The following is an 18722-nucleotide window of genomic DNA, read 5'->3' as shown; positions in this document are numbered from 1 at the left end:
TTGTATATTCACCACTTTATATTGAGCTAGTACAAGCGTAGAATTTAAACTTGTTTTAGTGTTAGAGAATAGACATTTAGGTTAACTTTTAAATATTATGCAAATGAAATTTGTAGTGTCAAGTACGGAATTGTTAAGTCATTTACAGACCATCAGTAGAGTTATCAGTAATAAAAACACTATGCCGATTTTAGATAACTTCCTTTTTGAGCTTAACAGTGGTGAGTTAATAGCAACTGCTTCTGATTTGGAATCAACTTTAATTACCACTATTCCTCTTGAGATTTCGGAAGGTGATGGTGTAATTGCTTTTCCTGCTAAAATTTTGACTGATACATTAAAAGAATTTCCGGAACAACCTCTTACTTTCGACATTGACATTAGTTCTTTGGCTGTTAAAATTACATCCGAAAATGGTGTGTTTAGTATTGTTGGTCAAAATGGAGAAGATTTTCCAAAACTACCAGAAAAAGAAAAAAGTAGCATGGTGAACATTACTGTTGAGAGCGATGTTCTTTTAACAGGTGTAAATAAAACTTTATTTGCTACTGCTGATGATGAACTTCGCCCGGTAATGAATGGTATTTTTGTTGAATTGGGGAACAACGATTTAACTTTTGTAGCTTCTGATGCTCATAAGTTGGTTCGCTATAAACGTCTGGATGGAAGATCTGAGGTGGAGTCTTCATTTATTCTACCTAAAAAGCCAGCTTCTTTGTTGCGTAATATTTTGCCAAAGGAAAAGAATCCTGTAAAAATAGAATTTGATAACAAAAATGCATTTTTTACGCTTTCTAACTATAAGCTGATCTGTCGATTGGTTGAAGGAAATTATCCAAGTTACAATTCGGTAATACCTAAAAATAATCCTAATGTACTTACTATTGATAGAGTAGAATTGTTCAATACATTAAAACGCGTTTCTGTATTCTCGAATCCTGCAAGTAACTTAATTAAGTTTGAGCTAAGAGTAAATGAACTGGTTGTTTCTGCTCAGGATATCGATTTCTCAATCTCAGCAAGAGAAAAGTTGATTTGCCAATACGAAGGACAGGAATTAGAAATCGGATTTAAATCAATATTCTTATTGGAGATTCTTTCCAATATTTCTTCATCAAATGTAATGGTTGAATTATCGGACCCTACAAGAGCTGGTATTTTCTTACCTTACGATAACGAAAATGCTGATGAAGATGTGTTAATGTTGTTAATGCCAATGATGATTAATGCATAAGCCGAATTAAAATCGAAAAAAAATGATATTAAAAACCTAACAGAGAGTATATTTCTGTTAGGTTTTATATTTTTATACCATTAAAAAACACAATAAATATAGATGAATCTTAATTTAAAGAATCCCATAGCCTTTATCGATTTAGAAACAACAGGTATTAATGTTGCCAAAGATCGAATAGTTGAAATTTGCATAGTAAAAGTTAGTCCTAATGGTGATGAAGACGTAAAAACTTATCGTGTTAATCCTGAAATGCCTATTCCTGCGCATGCCTCGGCTGTTCATGGAATTAAGGATGAGGACGTAAAAGATGAGCCAACTTTTAAAGAATTGGGAAAAATTATAACAAAATATCTTGAAGGATGTGATTTGGCTGGTTACAATTCAAATCGTTTCGATTTTCCTTTGCTGGCTGAAGAATTCTTACGTGCCGATATCGATTTTGACATGCGTAAGAGAAAGTTTGTTGATGTTCAGACAATTTTCCACAAGATGGAACAACGAACTTTAACTGCAGCTTATCGATTCTATTGTAATAAAGAATTAGAAGGAGCCCATGGTGCTGAAGCTGATACCAAGGCAACATACGAGGTGCTGAAATCCCAACTGGACAAGTACGATTCTTTAGAGAATGATATCGACTTCTTGGCAAAATTTTCATCGCAAAATAAGAATGCTGATTTTGCAGGCTTCATTATCATAGATGAAAAAGGAGTTGAAAGATTCAATTTTGGAAAGAACAAAGGAAAAACTGTTGAAGAAGTACTAGAACAACAACCAGGTTACTATGGTTGGGTAATGAATAGTGACTTTCCTCTGTACACAAAGAAAATCCTTACTGAGATTAAACTTCGTGGATTTAACAAGTAATCCATTGTTTAACTGATCAGATTTGACGAAATGAAGATATTAGCCATTGGTAGAAATTACGTAAATCACGCGAAGGAACTGAACAACCCTGTGCCAAAAGAGCCCGTTGTGTTTTCGATGCCCGATTCGGCTTTACTTAAAAATAATAATGATTTTTACTATCCTGATTTTTCGAAAGATATCCATCATGAATTGGAAGTGGTAGTAAAAATCAATAGGGTAGGAAAGAATATTCCAAATGAATTTGCTCATCGCTATTACGAAGAAATAGGATTAGGAATTGACTTTACCGCTCGAGATATTCAGGCAGAATGTAAGAAAAAAGGTTTGCCCTGGGAAAAGGCCAAAGCATTTGATGGAGCTGCTCCAATTAGTAAATTTATTTCGAAGAATAAGTTCAAATCGGTTGATAACCTAAGCTTTAATTTGGATATTAATGGTGAGAGGGTACAGGCTGGCAATACGGCAAATATGATATTTTCAATTGATTACTTGATTTCATACCTGTCTCAGTATTTTACCTTAAAAATTGGTGATATGATTTATACAGGAACACCAGAAGGAGTTGGACCAGTAAAGATTGGCGATCATTTAGTTGCAGAGCTTGAGGGAGAGAAATTATTGGATTTTCATGTAAGGTAAGCAGTACTAAGGTATAAGTTCCGTTTTTAAGATACTTTCTACGACCACCTACTTATGTTGATGGTCGTTTTTGATACAATCTATTGAATAGTAGCTGATTTAGGCTTTAAATGATTTGTGTGAGATTATAATTTAATAATATTTAACAGTTTATAACAGCTTGTATCCCAATGCTAAACTTTTAAATCAAGGAAACATGATTATCTTTGTGGCGATTTACAACTAAAAAACTTTTATGGAGTATCAACATTGGGGCAAATTGATTCGTGATAGAATTGAAAAATTCGGTGATCGAATTGCGATGCGCTACAAAGATGAAAAGAGCGATAGATGGATAGGTGTAAGCTGGAACGAATTTGGTTTACAAATTCGACAAGTATCAAAAGCTCTTATGAAATTGGGTATTAGAGAGAAGCAATCTGTTGCAATTTTCTCTCAAAATATGCCAGAATGGATTACTGCTGATTTAGCTATTATGAGTGTTCGTGGTGTTTCTGTTCCAATATATCCTACCAACTCTACTAGCGAAGCTAAATACATTGTTCAAGATTCTGAAGCTCAGGTAATTTTCGTTGGAGAGCAAGAGCAGTACGATCGTACAATGGAACTCGCTAAAGAGGTTCCACATGTGAAATTGGTTGTGGTTTTCGATAAGAATACGAAATTAACAGATCACGATAAATCAATGTATTGGGATGAATTCATTATTAGTGGAAAAAATTCGGGATTGGGAAAGACTTTCGACGAACGCTTTTATAGTGGTGAGTTTGATGATCTGGCGACTTTAATCTATACCTCCGGAACAACGGGAGAACCTAAAGGAGTAATGATTGATCACAAGAATATCTCAAGTGTATTGGTTTCTCACGACAAGGAGTTGAATGTTTCTGAAAATGATATTTCCCTGAGCTTTTTGCCATTGAGTCATGTATACGAACGAGGATGGTGTTTCTTTTGTTTTCATCGAGGAATAGAGGTTTACTTTAATCGTGATCCGAAACAGATTGCCGAAGTAATGAAAGAGGTGAAACCTACTTTGATGTGTACAGTTCCTCGTTTCTATGAGAAAATTTATTCTGGGATTAAAGATAAAAGCCAAGAAGCTTCTCTAATGAAACGTGCTCTATTAAACTGGTCTGTTAAAGTTGGGGAAAAATACTATAATTGCTATCAAATGTTTGAGAAGCAAATCCCTTTGAAATTACGGCTTAAGCATCGAATTGCAGATCAATTGGTTTTGAGCAAACTGCGCGCAATTATGGGAGGAAGAATTAATTTTACACCATGCGGAGGAGCTCCTCTTTCCAGAGAAATCCTTGAATTTTTCCATTCAATTGGGATAAATGTAAAGGTAGGATATGGACTTACAGAAACCATGGCAACCGTTAGTTTGTATGCAGATAAACATATCGATTTTGGAACTGCGGGACATACCATTATTGGCACTGAAATTAAAATTGGGAACAATGATGAGATTATGGTGAAAGGTCCGGGAGTAATGCGTGGTTATTATAAAAAACCTGAAGCTACGGCTGAAGTTATGAAGGATGGATGGTTTTGCACCGGAGATGCTGGTCGAATGGATGAAAATGGAAGCCTGATTATCACCGACCGAATCAAGGATTTGATGAAGACATCGGGTGGTAAATATGTTGCGCCACAAAAAATTGAAACTACATTGGTTAATGATCAATTTATTGAGCAAATTGCTGTAATTGGAGATTGTAGAAACTATGTAACCGCTTTGGCTGTTCCGGCATTTGGCCCTTTACAGGCTTATGCACTTCAGCAGAATATAGTTTTTAATTCAATTGAAGAATTATTGGCACACTCTCAGATTATAGAGTTTTTTGAAAAGAGATTCGAGGAATTGCAAGCGGAGTTATCAAGATTCGAGAAGGTGAAGAAGTTTACCCTTCTTCCAAAAGAGTTTACAATCGAAGCGGGTGAAATTACTTCAACCTTGAAATTGAAAAGAAAAGTAATTCAGGAAAAATACAAACATCTTATCGAGAAGATGTATAAAGAATAATAAACCCACCAGTTTATTTGTTAAAAGAAACCCGAAGAACATTGGCCTTTCGGGTTTTGTTTTATACCAATATATCTACTTCTGAACAATCATTCCAATCCACGGACTACCTAATTCATAAGGCTTTCCTCTTAAATTAGCCCAGTAATCCTTTACTGAGAACCCGTGCTCCTCTGCCATTGCAATGGCTCGCTTTACCGAAAAGTAATGCTTCCAAATGTGGTAGGTTTTTATTTCGCCATCATTGAGGATTAAAGTGTACTTGTCAAGGCGAACTTTCTCATTTTTGTATTTAAAATGAGACTGTAAAAGAAGATGTTCTTTCTTGCTCCAAAAACCATCTTCTTCACTAATATACCAAGACTGATCAGGTTCCTTTTTTTCAAAATAGTATTTGGTAAACACATCGAAAATAAGATAACCATCAGGTTGAAGTGCTTTGTATACTTTCTTGAGCAACTTGTCACGATCTTGGTGCGAAAGTACGCACAAATCGCCATATATCAGACTTACAACATCAAATTCATTTTCGTAATCGATCTCAAGATAGTCTTTACACAAATAATTAATTGGGTAACCAAAAACTGCCGCTTGTTCCTTTGCGTAATTGATGGAATTTTCAGAAAAATCGATTCCCGTTACATCGAATCCTTTTCCAAAGAAGTTCTCACTATACAAACCAGGTCCACAGCCAAGATCAAGGTATTTGCTATTTTCAGGAAGCTTCATGCAAGAGCATAGCCAATTTACTGACTGAATAATATTTTCGTATTTCCTCGATCCCTGATCAGATTCATCATCGAGATGAGCATATAAAAGATGTTCGGATATATAAGGATCCTGCCAAAAATTCCCATCATCTTTGGCAAATAGCTTGGGTTTTTTAGTGATGTTTTCCAGATCTTTAAGATCAAGAAAACCATTGGCGGTAATAAAGTTCATTTGTTTTAATGTTAAGATGGTTTCAATCCTGATATTGAAAGCTGAGAATAATTGTTACAGTTCTGCCTTTTATAATATTATATAAATATCAGTTTCCATTTTATACTGGTTTTATTATGGGATGAGACTTATTTTATGGTAATACTGGTATTGCTTCGAATAAATTTAGTGCTTGCGTTTTATCATCACATTATATTTATCCAGGTATTGAAAGCCCAGATTTCTATACAGTTTAATGGCATATTTATTTGCTTCGTGCACCTCAAGCTTAATTTGCATGTTGGATTTTTTTGCAAACCTTATGGCTTTTTCACTTAATAACCTTCCGTATCCTTTCTGTTGATAGTTTGGGTGCACGCCTAAATGATGCAAGTATAACCTTCTGGAATCATTGGTAAGCCAAATGGTGCCAATACACTCGTCGCTTGTCAAATCTTCAAGAATCCAGAATTTGCCTCCAAATTTCAGGCTTTTTTCTATGGTGAGAGCCGAGTCGGCACGTTTTTCGTCAGCTAAACCAGTAAGTTCCCATAAGCCAAGAACAGCTAGGAAATCGTGAGACTCGTATTCTCTAATCTTGATTTTACTCATTAGTTTCTGTCTTAATTACATAAACTTGGCCTGTTTCGAATTTAATTACTTCTACTTCTGCTTCTTTATCGATAAAACCATCTTCAGATTTGGCATCATAAATCTGATTGTCGATAATTACTTTTCCTGATGGACGAAGTACGCTCATTGCAGTACCTGTTTTTCCGACCAATGTTCTGGCTCTCATGTCAACTCCCACATAACCTTCTTCGGAATTTTCAACAGTACTTAAAGCCAAGTTTCCAAGGAAAGATTTGTTGGAAAATAGTTTCTTTGTCAGGTATATCGATCCTACAATGGCTACAAGCATTGAAAAAATCACTAGAAGCAATGAAGCCACAATGGTGTTGATGTGGTGAGCTTCAAAATCGAAAGCAACATTATCTACCATACTTAAAGTTAAACCTGTGATAATGAAAATAATTCCTGAAACACCTGCGACTCCAAAACCAGGAACTACGAAGATTTCGACAGCGAGAAGAACGACTCCTACTCCAAAAAGAATAATCTCCCAGTTCTCGGCCATTCCTTCTAAATACAATGGAGAAAAATAAAGTACTGCAGCAATTACTGAGGCTAAAATTGGAAATCCAATTCCCGGTGTTTGCAATTCAAAATAAATACCTCCAATGATGATCATGATCAGAATTCCCTGTAAAACTGGGTTAATCATGAAGTCAACCATCTTCTCAACTCCCGAAGGTTTGTAAGCTTTAATCGAATATTCTTTCACACCTACTTTTTCTAACACTTCATCAATATTGTTGGTAACACCTTCGCAATATCCGTTTGCAATGGCTTCTTCAGCAGTAAAAGTTAGCACTTTACCCGTATCAATTACATTCTCGATATAAGTTCTGGGATCAACCATAGCTTCGGCAATCAGAGGATCTCTATGCCATTTGTAAATGGTGTCGCCAGCCTGAACAATTGTATCTTTTCCATGCGATTCTGCAGTTGCCCTCATTGTCGATCTCATGTATGATTGATATTTATCTGGCATAGCTTGACCTGTTTGATTCACTACTGTAGCAGCTCCGATATTAGCTCCTGGTCGCATGTATATACTATCGCAGGCAATGGAAATTAATGCACCAGCTGAAGCGGCATTATTATCGATGAAAACATATACTGGCTTTTTTTGATTAAGAATTGCTGTTCGAATTGAATCGGCATGAATTACCATTCCTCCATAAGTATTCATATGGATCAGGATAAGATCTGCATTTGCCGCATCAGCTTCTTTAAAGGCATCTTTAGTTTGCCGCCAGACAGCTGGACCAATTTCTCTTTTAATATCTAGTTTGTATACTAGCTTTTCTGTTGATTCAACGATAGAGTCAGAAATGCTATTGGCTTGCATAGAAAAACTACTGAGCAAAGCCAATAAAGAGAGAGTAATATTTTTAAAATGATTCATGAAAATACTTGTTTTGTTTATTGTATAAGATAACAATTAAGTTGAAATATTTCTTTCGAACTTCATAAGAATTAACGCTGTTCTTTTTCCCAGATTTCGTTTACGGCTAATGTTCCGGCTACTACCGATATGATTGCTGCAAAGCTTGAGATGGAGACCCCGCAGAACGGAACAATCAGGCAAAGTGAAAAAACAAATCCATTGGCAATAACAATTCCCTTGTTTTCGCGCATAAATTGTATGCTTTCCTTAATGCTTAACCTTTTTCTTTCGATGGTGTAATCGAGAAATGAAAATCCATAGAAATAGGCAGAAATAAAAAAAAGCATGATTGCAGAAGCCCAACCAATAATTGGAATAAAGCTAAGAATGAACATCAGTATAGTTAATACCAATTCGATGCTTAGATTTCTTATGGCGATAAAGACTCCACGGATAATATCACGAATGAATTGTCTGAATTCAAATGGATAATCATTACCTGTTTTAATTTTTTCGGTTCGCTCCGATAGATAGGAAAATACTGGTGACATGATAATGATGATGATGTATCCTCCAAAATAGGCAAAAATCAGAAAGAAGAGAATTTTAAATACAATCCAAATAAAACCACCAATTGTAGCTCTTAAAAATCCTGATCCCCAAAAAACGGCATTTTCCAGATCAAGCCAGTTTTGCAAAAAACTTTGAACTTGTTCGGATAATGAGCCAATATAGTCCCAGCCAATCCAAAAGAGTATAATGTTTAGTAAAAGAGGGAAGACAAAGAACCAAGCTAATCTTTCTCTAAAAATGTAATTCAAGGCTTCTGAGTAGGTGCGTAACCCAAATCCAAAATCTTTTAATAATTTCATGTTCTTGTATTGATATGAGATTTGTTCAATAAGAGTAAAAAAGCAAAGTTAATGAGAGTCCAGATCTCAGGTTTAACCAGAAAAATAGAGTAGTAACAAAAATAAGATTAAAAGTGAAATATGCGAATTGAGAGTTGGGTTCTTTCACCGAAAAAAGTGTAATAATTCAGGAATTACTTAAAGTGATTATATCATGGGAACTTGATGAAGTAAAAAAGTAACGACAAATAGAAAGCCATTTTGCCGACTTCATAAGCTTTTTAAATGCTTGAATTTTAAATTGATCTGTTTTTTAACTTAAGACACTTATAACTTTAAGTATTTTCAACTCTTTTTGCTTACCTTTAGCGCTCTAAATAACCATTGTTGAAATTAAATATTTTAGAAATGCAAAGTTTAACAGCAATTTCGCCGGTTGACGGGCGTTATCGTGACAAAGTAGACGTGTTGGGTGAGTACTTTTCTGAGTATGCCTTAGTGCGTTATAGGGTGTTGGTTGAAGTGGAATATTTTATTGCTCTTTGCGAGGTGCCTCTTCCTCAGTTAAAAGATTTTAACAAAGATTTATATACCGATTTGCGTAACATTTATCTTGATTTTAGTGTTGAGGATGCACAAAAAGTAAAGGATATTGAGAGTGTTACAAACCACGATGTTAAAGCAGTCGAGTACTTTATAAAAGAAAAATTCGATGCTTTAAACTTGGAGCAATACAAAGAATTCATCCACTTCGGATTAACATCTCAGGATATTAACAACACCGCAACTCCATATTCTTTGCGTGATGCAGTACACGATGTATATTACCCTATATTAGATCAATTGATTGCAAAGTTGGAAAGCCTTTCGGAAGACTGGAAAGAGATTGCTATGTTGGCACGTACTCATGGTCAGCCCGCTTCTCCAACTCGATTAGGGAAAGAGATTCAGGTTTATGTTTATAGATTAAAGAAACAATTGGATTTGTTGAAAAGCGTTCCTTGTTCGGCAAAATTTGGTGGTGCAACAGGTAACTTTAATGCGCACCATGTTGCGTATCCTGAAGTTGACTGGGCAGAGTTTGGGAATCACTTTGTAAATGATATTCTTAAACTAGAAAGAGAAGAGTTAACCACTCAAATCTCTAACTACGACAATATGGGTGCAATCTTTGATAATCTGAAACGCATCAATACCATTTTGGTTGACTTGAATCGTGACTTCTGGACCTACATTTCTATGAATTACTTCAAGCAGAAGATTAAGAAAGGTGAGGTTGGATCATCGGCAATGCCTCATAAAGTGAATCCAATTGATTTTGAAAACTCAGAAGGTAACTTAGGTTTGGCAAACGCAACTTTCGAGCATTTGGCTACAAAACTACCGGTTTCTCGTTTGCAGCGCGACCTTACAGACTCTACTGTACTAAGAAATATTGGAGTTCCTTTTGCTCACACTATTATTGCCTTTAAATCACTATTAAAAGGTTTGGATAAATTGTTGATTGCAAGAGAAGCTTTCGAAGCAGATTTGGAAGCAAACTGGGCAGTAGTAGCCGAAGCGGTTCAAACCATTTTACGTCGAGAAGGCTATCCAAATCCTTACGAAGCATTAAAAGCTTTAACGAGAACAAATACTCAGGTTACTCAGGAGAGTATTGCTGAGTTTATCGATACACTTGAAATAAACGATAAGTTAAAAGCTCAATTAAAGACAATTAGCCCTGATAATTACACAGGAATATAGACTATATTAATAATTGTTAATACTTTGTTTTTAGGCTGTGAGGGTTGTACTTTTATAGCCTGTTTTTATTTAGAGAATTGTGGTTTTCTCATTTATTTTGTTTCAATTATTTAATTATTAATGAAAGATTTTATTAAGGTTCTAAAGCGATTCCTTCCTCCGTATAAAGGAGATGTAACAATGATGTTTGTTTACAATTTGTTGGGAGCTGTTTTTGGTGTTTTTTCGCTTGGAGCAATTGTACCTGTACTAGATACATTTTTTAATAAAAGTGTAGATGTTGCAATATATGAAAAAATGCCTTGGGAACCGAACACTGATGTAATAATACACAACTTTAATTACTATATTACATTGATAAAGAATAATTATGGTTCTGAGTATTCTTTGTTTTTTATAGCTTCGGTAGCATTAATAATGGTGTTCTTTAAAGTGCTATTTACTTTTTTGGCCTCATACCACTCTGTTAATATTCGTAATGCTGTGGTTAGAGATATGCGATTAAAGATCTATACCAAAATGATCTCATTGCCTCTTCCTTTTTTCTCAGCTGAAAAGAAGGGAGATATTATAGCTCGTTCAACCGGTGATGTTCAGGAAGTTGAAATTTCGGTAATGAGTTCGATCGATATGATCTTTAAAAACCCAATTCTAATTCTTGTTTATTTGATCGGACTGTTAGTCATTAGTCCTCAGCTTACATTATTTGTATTTATCATGTTGCCAATGGCGGGGTATATTATCGGTTTAACCGGTAAGAAACTGAAAAAATCTTCGAGAGATGGGCAGAACAAAATGGGTGATATCTTATCTACCATTGAGGAGAGTTTGTCGGGCTTGAGAATAATCAAGGCTTTTAATGCCGAAGAAAAAATGCATTCTCGCTTTGCCGAAGAAAGCAATTCTTACAGAAGAATAATGAATAGCATGATGCGTAGATATGTTTTAGCCCATCCGGTTAGTGAATTTATGGGAACCTTAGTGATGCTTGTGATTATGTGTTATGGAGGAATGTTAATCCTCAATGGGACTGGTAATCTGTCGGGCTCTACATTTATAGCATATCTGGGGATGTTCTATATGATAATTGCCCCAGCCAAGGCTTTCTCGAAAGCAGCATATACAATTCAGAAGGGCTTGGCTGCCATGGATCGTATCGATCAATTGTTGGAGGCAAAATCTACTATTTTGGATAAAGAGAATGCTATGCAAGTAGATACATTTGGGAATTCCATAGAATATAAAAATGTTACCTTCTCGTACAATGGGGAGAAGAATGTTTTGAAGAATTTAAATCTGGAAATCCCGAAAGGGAAAACCGTTGCTTTGGTAGGGCAATCGGGTTCGGGTAAAACCACTTTCGTGGATTTGCTGCCAAGATTCTACGATGTAAACGAGGGAAGAATTTGCTTGGATGGTGTTGACATTCGAGATTATCAAATGAGAGATTTGCGAAACCTGATGGGCAATGTGAATCAGGAATCAATTTTGTTTAACGATACCATTTTTAATAACATTGCTTTTGGTGTTGATAATGCAACATTGGAAGATGTTATTGCTGCTGCGAAAATTGCCAATGCTCATGATTTTATCACAGCAACAGAGCTTGGTTACGATACCAATATTGGAGATAGAGGTAGTAAACTTTCAGGTGGACAACGTCAAAGATTGAGCATTGCACGTGCGGTACTTAAAAACCCACCAATTATGATTTTGGATGAGGCAACTTCAGCATTAGATACAGAATCTGAAAGATTAGTGCAGGATGCTTTGGATAAGTTGATGGAAAACAGAACTTCTTTGGTAATTGCTCACCGTTTATCAACAGTGAAAAATGCTGATTTAATTTGTGTGTTCCACGAAGGTGAAATTGTGGAACGTGGTAAACATGATGAATTGATTGAAAAAGACGGAGCTTATAAGAAATTGTACGATATGCAATTGCTCTAGATTTAAAGAAATATTTTATTGAGTAAGATGGATCGATTTACTGGTCCATCTTTTTTTGGTCATCTCTAAAATTATCAGTCTGTGTGTCAAAATGTAACACCAGAGAGTCTTTTCTCGTACAAATATCTGATAATATGATTTTTGAAGAATTAAAATCTTGAAGTTATGTCTAAAACTTTTAGAGCTGAACAGACCAGAGAAAAGAGAAGACGACCTCAATCGAAGAAATCAAAAAGAGGATTTAAGAACAATTTAAACCGAGAAAATTATCAGGAAATAGCAGACAATTATTTGATTAGAGAGCGTGTATGAAATCTCCAAAATGGAGACAATTTGTACCAGAGTTAAGTAATATTAGTGTTAGAACAATTAAACGACAAAAGAACCGCCTTCGGGCGGTTTTCTTTTTTTAGGACACAAAAAAACCTTCCTGTAATGGGAAGGTTTTGCACGGGAGGAGAGACTCGAACTCCCGACACCTGGTTTTGGAGACCAGTGCTCTGCCAACTGAGCTACACCCGTGTGTTTATCGCTATTTGCAAACTTACGTTCTTAAATAGTCTGCGACAAAAGTAGAACATTTTTTTAGATCTGCAAGAGCTTTTTAGGGCTAATATTTCGATTTTATTAATGCTTATTTTACTTGTTTTTGCAGCGTGTTCAGGATGAGGGGATTGTCATAAGTTTTTTTTGGAGAGAAAATAAAATTCTGCAAAATTTTTAAAAAAGTAGTAAATTATTGATATGGCAATTGATTTAAAAAAACATATCATGAAAAACACTAAAAAAGAATACTCGAACGGAGAAGTAATTGTTGTCTACGATTCGGCACTTTGTATTCATGCAGGAACATGTTTCAAGGGTTTACCTTCAGTTTTTCAGCCAGGAACTCGTCCGTGGATAAAAATGCAAGGTTCTGATACCGAATCAATCATTAAACAAGTTCAAAAATGCCCATCTCGTGCTTTATCTTTTTACATGAATACACCCGAAGAGGATGAAGCGGATAAGGGACCGGTTAAGGCACTTGAAACGGGGAAAAAAGTTGAGGTAATGCCTAACGGACCTTTAATGGTTGAAGGACCGATTACTTTAGTTAGATCAGATGGAAAAAGAGAAGCCATGGAAGATGCATGTTACTTTTGTAGATGTAGGGCTTCAAAGAATAAACCATTCTGCGATGGAACGCATAATGATATTGGATTTAAAGAATAAAAAAAACGGAGTCGATCGACTCCGTTTTTGTTCTAGGCTTATTTCTTTTCTTTGTATTTTAAAATTTGGCTTCGAAGTGCGTCTGCTACCAAATCAGCAGCTTCTTCGAATGTTTTACTTTGTTTTTTTGCAAATAGTTCTGATCCCGGAACTTGCATCTTCACTTCAACAACTTTGTTTTCTTTGTTACTGGCTTTGTCGACATTTAATTTTACATCGTAAGCAGTAATACTGTTTTCTAACTTCTCAAGCTTTTTCAGTTTTTGGTTAATGAAAGCTTCCAGCTTGCTATCTGCTTTAAAACCTACGGATTGCATTTTCATGTTCATTACAATTCCTCCTATATTTTATATGCACAAGTGCACAAGTTAACATTCTGATAAATATAACCGGTTGTAGCAATGGTAAAACACTTTAATTAAAGGCCTTTCGTGTTTTAAATTTGCTAGTATGAAAATACAGAAAAAAACTAAGCTTTCATAGGCTTTAGATAAGCAATTTTGCAAAATCATACAATGTATTCAAAATAAGAGATATAATGATATGAATAACAGTGTGGGCAAGAAAAATACAATTTAATTGTTAAAAATTGTAAAATATGATAAATGTAAGCATTTATGAACAGATTATTCATTAAATTCGATGCGTTATTTAAGTGTTAATTTAAAACTAAATAATGTGCAAAAATAATTATTTAATTTGGTTTTAACGGCTGAATAGAAAGCTCAGGCTGATGCTCTGCAAACCCTAAGTGATGTTTTTTGGGCCAAATTGAAATTCTTCCTAATGAAGAGAAGAAGAACATTTCGATCATGGGTCACAAATCAGTGGCTTTTGTTGACAAAGTGCTTGAGTTAGTAAAACAGGCAGCTCCGATGCTAGGTGGATTTATCGATCTTGAAGCATTCGATCACGACGTGTAGGTGTTCTATCGATTACAAATAGTCGCAGGTTAGTTCGGTTGTTGCGGATTCTTATGCATTGGTAGGCAGCGAAGCTTACCGAACTTCACTTATCGTTTACAGCTTGATGAAAAATGCTGCCAAAATTGTACATTCGGGGGCTCAGGGTAAAGAGGATGATCTGTCGAAACTTTTTTAGGCAGAGCGAAGAAAACCGAAAAAACAGACGAGTAAAATACTCGCCTGTTTAGTGAATTAAAGAGAGAAAGGGTACCACGGAACGGTATCCTTTCTTGCTGCGAAAGATCTTTATTTAAACTTATAAATACAATAGAATAGGCATACTTCCCTTGCATATTTTGAGGAAAGGAAAAAATGTACAGGCTTGTGCATGACCTATATTTGTTCGAATTAATTGTGTCATTCGTTGATTTTTCTGAGATTAAGCTTGCAATTGCCCGATTGCGGCTCCACTTTCTTTTAGATTTGCTTAAGCATGAAGGGTATAATTAGCTCTTTTCTATCTGTGAGTTCAGTATTGTCCTTGGCAAGTGGCGAGTTCCATTTTTCTATCAGAATGCTCCGCATTGGGGATTAGAAGTACAAATTTGAGGGTAGCGAAAGCAAATCATCTCCCATTGTCTTTAAACTCGTTTTTTTTAAAAGAGATGTCAAGCCCTGCGATAGAAATCCTTAGCTAAAATCGGGCAATGCCGACTACAATTTTTGAAAACCCGATTCTTCGGAGGTATTTGTTGATGTATTCCTTTATTCCCTCATCTCTATCGAGAGATGTTTGCTCTGAGTCTGGCATTTCGGGGGGAAAAAGGAGGGTTTTAAGGCCAACATACTTATGGTTGAAGGTGTTGAAGGCAACTTGCAACTTTTGCACCCCGTAATTGGGGTCGCCGATAACAATTTTAGGGGTGTATCCGCTTTCTTTTCCTATTCTTATTGACCTTGGTATTGGAGTGATAAGCTCAGAAGAAAATGGGCTTGATGCTTTCACTTGGTTGAGGATACTCAGTATTGAGGACTAATTGTATTAAATATTTAACGTGAGTTCGACGTAAAATTCGTTCAGAGTTTGATCTGATTTTGAGTAGAAATTTTCTCAAATTTTCGAAGGAATATCGGGATATTTCAAGAAGATTTGAGGAGATTTATGCCGAAAGCAGGCAAACACATAATGGAAAGTTCTCTTTACGACATCTTCACATTAAAAATTCCTCAAAATAGCCCACTATTCTTTCCAAATTTTTAATGCAAATCTATCCCAAATATAACTTTCTGTGGATAGAATTTTACCTCGAACTCACGTTATTTAACAAAGTTACAGAATGGTGATCAACCGATAGTTCTATAAAAGTATTACCAATAGTCATGCTCCGACATTTGCAGCTTGCTTATGGGCGAAGCATGACGATACGCAACTATTTTTATTCGGTGAATTTAAGGCTAATTTTTTGTACATCTTTCGAATTGGTTCCAACATAGATGTGATACAAGCCTGCTTCGAATAAGAACTCACCCTCCGGAGAATAATATCCCAAATCCGATTGATCTAGGGTGAATGTAATTTCTTTTTCTTCGCCTACCTGATAGTTCTGTTTGTTAAAGGCTTTTAATTCTTTGGTCGGCCTTACATAAGTGGCAGCCTGATCCTGAATGTATACCTGAACCACTTCCTCGCCAGCAAACTTGCCTGTATTCTTCACTTTAACCTTCAGTTTTACCGATTCGTCCATCTTGTATACTTCTTTATCTGTTGATGCTTTCCCATATTCGAATTTTGTATAGCTTAAGCCATAACCAAAGGGGAAAAGTGCATCATTGGGAGCATCGGTGTAATGCGACCAAAATACATTTCCAGCAGAAGTTGGGCGACCTGTGTTCATGTGGTTGTAGTATATAGGGCACTGACCTACATTAAAAGGGAAGGACATGCTTAATTTACCTGATGGATTAAAATCGCCAAATAATACATCAGCAATTGCATTACCAGCTTCACTTCCGGCAAACCAGGTTTCTAAAATAGCATCTGCACTTTCTGCAATTTCGGGTATGGCAAGAGGGCGGCCATTCATCAGTACAACCACAATTTTTTTATTCAGTTTCCTGATTTTGTTGTACAATTCCATTTGTGCCCCCTTTAATCGTATGTCGGTCTGACTGCGACCTTCGCCAGATTGAAAGCTGTCTTCACCCAAGGCCATGATTACAAGATCTGATTCTTGAGCAGCAGCAACAGCCTTATCCATTTCTTTGGCATCAGCATTTGCGAAAACCAACTCGTTCAGGAAATTTCTGCCTGATACAGCCAAATCGCATCCTTTTGCAAACTTGATTTCTGTTGTCGGGTTAACTGCATTTTTGATTCCTTCCAACAACGATACGGCAGAATTTTTTATGGCTTGGGCTCTCCAGTTTCCCAGCGGTGAGTTCTTGTCGTTGGCTAAAGGCCCGATAACGGCAATGGATTTTGCATTTTTTGAAAGTGGTAACAAGTGATCCTGGTTTTTCAGCAATACCATGGAATGACGTGCTATCTTTCTTGTTTGTTCTTTGCTCTCGTTGCTATAAACGATTTCTTTTTCACGCTCTTCATTTGAATACTTGTAAGGATCATTAAATAATCCCAAGCGATATTTTAATTTTAGAATTCTTCTAACTGCATCATCAATTAAAGCTTCATCAACTTTGCCTTCTTGCACTAGTTCTTTAAGGTAGGGGAGGTAAGCATTCGATTCCATATCCATATCAGAACCAGCTTTTAGCGATAGTTCAGCTGCATGTTTTAAATCTTCGGCAGCTCCATGTATAACAATTTCTTTTATACTTGCCCAGTCGGACACTACAAATCCATCGAAATCCCAATCGCCTTTTAAAAGCTCTCTTTGCAAGTAAGGGTTGGCAGTAGACGGAGTGCCATTGATGATATTAAATGAATTCATGAATGTACTTACACCGGCATCAGCAACAGCCTTGAAAGGGGGAAGGGTGATATTGTGCAAGCTGTAGGTGCCAATATCCACGGTGTTGTATTCTCTGCCAGCTTCTGCAAAAGCATAGGCAGCAAAATGTTTGGCACAGGCAGCTATAGAGTTTTCCTTGCTAAGATCATTTCCTTCAAATCCTTTTACTCTGGCTACCGATAATACACTTGTCAGGTATGGATCTTCGCCACAGCCTTCCATTACACGTCCCCAACGAGCATCTCTTCCAACATCCATCATTGGGGCAAAAGTCCAATGTAAGCCTGCTGCCGAAGCTTCTCTGGCTGCCAGTTGCGATGCTAGTTTTGAGATTTCAGGATCCCAGGCACAGGCTTCCGCTAATGGAATGGGAGTCATGGTTTTGTATCCATGAATTACATCGTAAGCAAATAACAATGGAATTCCAAGTCTACTGTTTTCAACCGCCAGTTTTTGTGCTTCGTATGTGGCTTTTGCACCCGCTACATTTAGCATGGATCCTACGTCGCCGTTTTTAATTTCTTCTAATCGCTTTTGAGCCGATGAATTTTTAGGAGCCGGTCCTGTCATTTCCCAATGACTGGCATATTGGTTCATTTGACCAATTTTTTCCTCCAAACTCATTTTTGATAACAACTGATCAACAAACCGATCTTCTTCGCTTTTTGTTGATGGGTTGTTGCAAGCAGATAATAAAAGGCATCCTGCGATAATTAGCATTACTCTAGTCATTTTAATTGTTTTGATTAAGATTCAATGATAAATAATTATTTGCATGGCGTTGGTGGGGTTTGTTATTATTGATGAAACGAGCATGATTAAAATAATTATTAAACATGCAGGCTAATGATTATTTTGATTGTTCGACTTCCGACTGACAAATGAAAAAATTATAAACTATTGAAAGGATCGCTTCAAAAGCACCATTCGTTATTTAATATCTGATAAAAATAAGAAAGTTATTTTAAGAAAAGACTCTTGAAAGCTGTTGATTATTAATTCTTATCTCTAAGAATATTCAATTTCTTTTATCCTTTATTATGTAGTATAACTTCATTAGGGGAATTGAAAGAGCAATAAAACAAGATTTTACTGAAAGGATGAACAAGAAGTAACAATTTCTTCGGTAGTTTTGTCCGTCTGACTTTGGGTAAAGTTATTAAGGGGAATGCTTTAAAGTGATTTCAATGTATATTTTTTCTAGTGCATTTTCCGGGTTTAATATCAATTTCATGTTATTATTAGGATAAAAAGCTAACAGGAATTTTACCATCTTACAATGACTATAAAAGAACAGGGTCAGCAGAATACCTTTTATTCCTTAAAATGTAGCTTCATTGGGAAAGCGTGATGGTCTTTGTGAACCTGAA

General features: G+C 36.0%; 15 protein-coding genes and 1 tRNA gene. 9 read left to right on the top strand and 7 right to left on the bottom strand.

Annotation, left to right across the window (positions count from 1 at the left end; genetic code table 11):
- The first annotated feature begins 103 nt into the window (after positions 1 to 103).
- The 4 genes from dnaN (at position 104) to ACO05S_RS03875 (ending at position 4778) form a co-directional block, all read left to right on the top strand.
- Entirely contained in the window at positions 104 to 1234 is a 1131-nt protein-coding gene (gene dnaN / locus ACO05S_RS03890) for a DNA polymerase III subunit beta (protein ID WP_421920231.1), read from the top strand.
- Positions 1235 to 1336: 102 nt separating this feature from the next.
- The gene (locus tag ACO05S_RS03885; protein ID WP_421920230.1) at positions 1337 to 2104 is read left to right on the top strand and encodes an exonuclease domain-containing protein; all 768 of its coding nucleotides are present in this window, start codon (positions 1337 to 1339) and stop codon (positions 2102 to 2104) included.
- A 30-nt stretch (positions 2105 to 2134) separates the two neighbouring features.
- The gene (locus tag ACO05S_RS03880; RefSeq protein ID WP_421920229.1) at positions 2135 to 2746 is read left to right on the top strand and encodes a fumarylacetoacetate hydrolase family protein; all 612 of its coding nucleotides are present in this window, start codon (positions 2135 to 2137) and stop codon (positions 2744 to 2746) included.
- Positions 2747 to 2981: 235 nt separating this feature from the next.
- On the top strand, positions 2982 to 4778 hold the full coding sequence (locus ACO05S_RS03875; protein ID WP_421920228.1) for an AMP-dependent synthetase/ligase: 1797 nt from the start codon (positions 2982 to 2984) through the stop codon (positions 4776 to 4778).
- A gap of 75 nt (positions 4779 to 4853) precedes the next feature.
- Here ACO05S_RS03875 and ACO05S_RS03870 read toward each other — a convergent pair whose 3' ends face one another.
- From ACO05S_RS03870 to ACO05S_RS03855, 4 genes are all read right to left on the bottom strand, one after another.
- Positions 4854 to 5720: a class I SAM-dependent methyltransferase gene (locus tag ACO05S_RS03870; RefSeq protein WP_421920227.1), complete on the bottom strand. Its 867-nt coding sequence runs from the start codon at positions 5718 to 5720 to the stop codon at positions 4854 to 4856.
- 165 nt (positions 5721 to 5885) lie between these two features.
- Positions 5886 to 6311, bottom strand: coding sequence for a GNAT family N-acetyltransferase (locus tag ACO05S_RS03865; protein ID WP_421920226.1), 426 nt, complete (start codon positions 6309 to 6311; stop codon positions 5886 to 5888).
- Positions 6304 to 7731 (bottom strand): NfeD family protein, encoded by a 1428-nt coding sequence (locus ACO05S_RS03860; protein WP_421920225.1) that lies wholly within the window; start codon positions 7729 to 7731, stop codon positions 6304 to 6306. Before ACO05S_RS03860 ends, ACO05S_RS03865 begins: the two co-directional genes overlap by 8 nt.
- Positions 7732 to 7802: 71 nt before the next feature.
- On the bottom strand, positions 7803 to 8585 hold the full coding sequence (locus ACO05S_RS03855; protein ID WP_421920224.1) for an EI24 domain-containing protein: 783 nt from the start codon (positions 8583 to 8585) through the stop codon (positions 7803 to 7805).
- A gap of 387 nt (positions 8586 to 8972) precedes the next feature.
- Between ACO05S_RS03855 and purB the strand changes: the two genes are divergently transcribed.
- The 3 genes from purB to ACO05S_RS03840 all read left to right on the top strand — a co-directional run bounded on the left by purB (position 8973) and on the right by ACO05S_RS03840 (position 12572).
- Complete coding sequence (gene purB, locus ACO05S_RS03850) at positions 8973 to 10310, top strand: adenylosuccinate lyase (RefSeq protein WP_421920223.1); 1338 nt, start codon at positions 8973 to 8975, stop codon at positions 10308 to 10310.
- A gap of 120 nt (positions 10311 to 10430) precedes the next feature.
- Complete coding sequence (locus tag ACO05S_RS03845; protein ID WP_421920222.1) at positions 10431 to 12260, top strand: ABC transporter ATP-binding protein; 1830 nt, start codon at positions 10431 to 10433, stop codon at positions 12258 to 12260.
- A 165-nt stretch (positions 12261 to 12425) separates the two neighbouring features.
- A complete protein-coding gene (locus ACO05S_RS03840; protein ID WP_421920221.1) occupies positions 12426 to 12572 on the top strand; it encodes a hypothetical protein in 147 nt (48 codons plus the stop codon).
- A 137-nt stretch (positions 12573 to 12709) separates the two neighbouring features.
- On the opposite strand, the gene ACO05S_RS03835 is transcribed toward ACO05S_RS03840, so the two are convergent.
- A tRNA-Trp gene (locus tag ACO05S_RS03835) sits at positions 12710 to 12782 on the bottom strand.
- 249 nt (positions 12783 to 13031) lie between these two features.
- On the opposite strand from ACO05S_RS03835, the gene ACO05S_RS03830 reads away from it, so the two are divergent.
- Complete coding sequence (locus tag ACO05S_RS03830) at positions 13032 to 13475, top strand: (4Fe-4S)-binding protein (RefSeq protein WP_421920220.1); 444 nt, start codon at positions 13032 to 13034, stop codon at positions 13473 to 13475.
- A gap of 38 nt (positions 13476 to 13513) precedes the next feature.
- On the opposite strand, the gene hpf is transcribed toward ACO05S_RS03830, so the two are convergent.
- Positions 13514 to 13804, bottom strand: coding sequence for a ribosome hibernation-promoting factor, HPF/YfiA family (gene hpf, locus ACO05S_RS03825; RefSeq protein WP_421920219.1), 291 nt, complete (start codon positions 13802 to 13804; stop codon positions 13514 to 13516).
- A 432-nt stretch (positions 13805 to 14236) separates the two neighbouring features.
- Here hpf and ACO05S_RS03820 point away from each other — a divergent pair, with 432 nt between their 5' ends.
- A complete protein-coding gene (locus ACO05S_RS03820) occupies positions 14237 to 14398 on the top strand; it encodes a hypothetical protein (RefSeq protein WP_421920218.1) in 162 nt (53 codons plus the stop codon).
- A gap of 1418 nt (positions 14399 to 15816) precedes the next feature.
- Here ACO05S_RS03820 and bglX read toward each other — a convergent pair.
- A complete protein-coding gene (bglX, locus tag ACO05S_RS03815; RefSeq protein WP_421920217.1) occupies positions 15817 to 18084 on the bottom strand; it encodes a beta-glucosidase BglX in 2268 nt (755 codons plus the stop codon).
- Positions 18085 to 18722 lie beyond the last annotated feature (638 nt).

The sequence above is a fragment of the Marinifilum sp. genome (genome assembly GCF_965230805.1).
Lineage (GTDB): Bacteria > Bacteroidota > Bacteroidia > Bacteroidales > Marinifilaceae > Marinifilum.
The sequence above is the reverse complement of the archived record's forward strand: the minus strand, read 5'-3'. Positions and strand labels throughout refer to the sequence as shown.

Excerpts from the sequence above, each read along its gene's own strand:
- purB (WP_421920223.1), top strand. The coding sequence starts at position 8,973 with ATGCAAAGTTTAACAGCAATTTCGCCGGTTGACGGGCGTTATCGTGAC.
- ACO05S_RS03840 (WP_421920221.1), top strand. The coding sequence starts at position 12,426 with ATGTCTAAAACTTTTAGAGCTGAACAGACCAGAGAAAAGAGAAGACGA.
- dnaN (WP_421920231.1), top strand. The coding sequence starts at position 104 with ATGAAATTTGTAGTGTCAAGTACGGAATTGTTAAGTCATTTACAGACC.
- hpf (WP_421920219.1), bottom strand. The coding sequence starts at position 13,804 with ATGAACATGAAAATGCAATCCGTAGGTTTTAAAGCAGATAGCAAGCTG.
- ACO05S_RS03880 (WP_421920229.1), top strand. The coding sequence starts at position 2,135 with ATGAAGATATTAGCCATTGGTAGAAATTACGTAAATCACGCGAAGGAA.
- ACO05S_RS03870 (WP_421920227.1), bottom strand. The coding sequence starts at position 5,720 with ATGAACTTTATTACCGCCAATGGTTTTCTTGATCTTAAAGATCTGGAA.
- ACO05S_RS03830 (WP_421920220.1), top strand. The coding sequence starts at position 13,032 with ATGAAAAACACTAAAAAAGAATACTCGAACGGAGAAGTAATTGTTGTC.
- ACO05S_RS03875 (WP_421920228.1), top strand. The coding sequence starts at position 2,982 with ATGGAGTATCAACATTGGGGCAAATTGATTCGTGATAGAATTGAAAAA.
- ACO05S_RS03865 (WP_421920226.1), bottom strand. The coding sequence starts at position 6,311 with ATGAGTAAAATCAAGATTAGAGAATACGAGTCTCACGATTTCCTAGCT.
- ACO05S_RS03885 (WP_421920230.1), top strand. The coding sequence starts at position 1,337 with ATGAATCTTAATTTAAAGAATCCCATAGCCTTTATCGATTTAGAAACA.
- bglX (WP_421920217.1), bottom strand. The coding sequence starts at position 18,084 with ATGACTAGAGTAATGCTAATTATCGCAGGATGCCTTTTATTATCTGCT.
- ACO05S_RS03845 (WP_421920222.1), top strand. The coding sequence starts at position 10,431 with ATGAAAGATTTTATTAAGGTTCTAAAGCGATTCCTTCCTCCGTATAAA.
- ACO05S_RS03860 (WP_421920225.1), bottom strand. The coding sequence starts at position 7,731 with ATGAATCATTTTAAAAATATTACTCTCTCTTTATTGGCTTTGCTCAGT.
- ACO05S_RS03855 (WP_421920224.1), bottom strand. The coding sequence starts at position 8,585 with ATGAAATTATTAAAAGATTTTGGATTTGGGTTACGCACCTACTCAGAA.